The organism is Streptomyces sp. XY431 (assembly GCF_001279805.1).
GTDB classification, from domain to species: Bacteria; Actinomycetota; Actinomycetes; order Streptomycetales; family Streptomycetaceae; genus Kitasatospora; species Kitasatospora purpeofusca.
This window is the reverse complement of sequence record NZ_LGDO01000239.1, coordinates 1-1,695: the sequence shown is the minus strand read 5'-3', so window position 1 is coordinate 1,695 and position 1,695 is coordinate 1. Positions and strand designations below refer to the sequence as shown.

Here is a 1,695-nt window from a genome sequence, read left to right as displayed (position 1 = left end):
ACCGGGGACTCAGGGGCGGTCCAGGGTGATGGAGTTGATCGGGGTGAGATCGGCGTAGACGCCGGCCTGGGCGGCGATGTCGTAGCCGCAGCCGCCGCCCGTACCCGCCGTGCGCGCCGTCGCCGGGTCCTCCGGGGGGAGACCCGGCGGCGGACCGTACCGTGGTCGGCCGTACCACTCGTCGGGGCGTTCAGGATGTCGTGGGGGAGGGGCAGGTGAGGTCGCCGGCGGGGGCCGCGCCGGTCAGGAGGTAGGACTCGACGGCGGTGCGTACGCAGGGATTGGGGCCGGGGTACTGGCCGTGGTCGCCGTTGTCGGTGACGGTCACCAGGCGGGAGCCGCGCAGGGCTCGGTGGGCGGAGAGGGCGGCTTCATGGTAGGTCGCGGGGTCGTGCACCGAGTTCAGCATCAGGGTGGGGGGCAGGCCCGCGCCGGTGACCCGGACCCGGGGCGCGGTCGGGGTCGGCCAGGCGGCGCAGACGGCGGAGAAGGCGAGGGTGCGGGCCCCGACCAGCGGCCAGCGGGCGGTGTTCTCGGCGCCCCGGGCGGCCCAGAGGGAGAGATCGCGGGTCCAGGGGGTGTCGCTGCAGGTGACGGCGAAGTACTCGGCCAGGAACTCCGGGCTGAGGTAGTCGCCGAAGACCCGCCGGGCCGTGGTGCGGGCGGCCGGGTCGGCGGCCGGCCAGTCGTCGAGCGCGGCCAGCGCGGTGGCCAGCAGGGTGAAGCCGTTGTTCTCGCGGTAGATGCCCTGGATGGTGCCGTTGTCCAACTGGTTCGGCCCGAGGGTGAGTTGGCCGTCGACGACCGGGTGCTCGCGCAGCGCGGCGCGGCGGGCCTCCCAGCGGGCCCTCGCCTCGGCGGGGGTCGTGCCGTAGTGGTAGGTGGCGTCGCGGGCGGCGAGCCACGGCAGGAAGTCCTCCTCGAAGCGCCGCTGGAAGCTCATCGGCTGGCCCAGCTGGAACCGCTCCCAGGTGCCGTCGAAGCCGATGTTGCTGTCCAGCACCATCCGCTCGATCCGGTGCGGGAAGAGCGTCGCGTAGTAGGCGCCGATCATCGTGGCGTAGGACGGTCCGTAGTAGCTGATCCGGCGCTCGCCGAGGAGGGCGCGCAGCAGGTCGAGGTCCCGTGCGGTCTGCTCGGTGGTCAGGAAGGGCAGCAGGCCGCCGCTGCGCTGCTCGCAGTTGGCGGCGAGGGCGGCCGAGTTGGCGATCACGCGGGCGCGGTCGGCCGGCGTGTCGTCGCGGAAGTCCCCGGAGAAGAAGGAGCGGAACTCCTCGGGGGTCTGGCAGACGGCCCGGGTGCTGTGGCCGACGCCGCGCTGGTCGAAGCCGATGATGTCGTAGGAGGCGCCGAGGGCGGGCGCGTTGCGCACGTGGTCCGCCGGGCGGAGCAGCCCCTGGCCGCCGGGGCCGCCCGCGGCCGTGAGCAGGGTGCCGATCCGCCGGGCCGGATCGGTCGCGCGGTGCCGGGAGACCGCGACGGTGATGTCCGGGCCGCGGCCCGGATGGTGCCAGTCCCTGGGTGCGGCCATGGTGGCGCACTCCAGCGTGGCCTCCTCCGTACAGGGCTGCCAGGTGAGTTGCTGGTGGGCGTAGCGGGCGGGGGGGGGGGGGGCGGCCGCCCCGGTGGGCGCCGCGACGGCACCGGCGGTACCGGTCGCGGAGGCGAGGGCGAGGAGGGTGAGCAGTGCGGCGG

At 75.0% G+C, this 1,695-nt stretch carries 1 protein-coding gene; it reads right to left on the bottom strand.

The genetic code is table 11. The features are described 5' to 3' along the window. Window positions 1–190: 190 nt before the first annotated feature. Window positions 191–1,695, bottom strand: a 1,505-nt coding sequence (locus ADK60_RS22180; RefSeq protein WP_353651764.1) for an alpha/beta hydrolase, incomplete at its 5' end; no start/stop codon positions are given.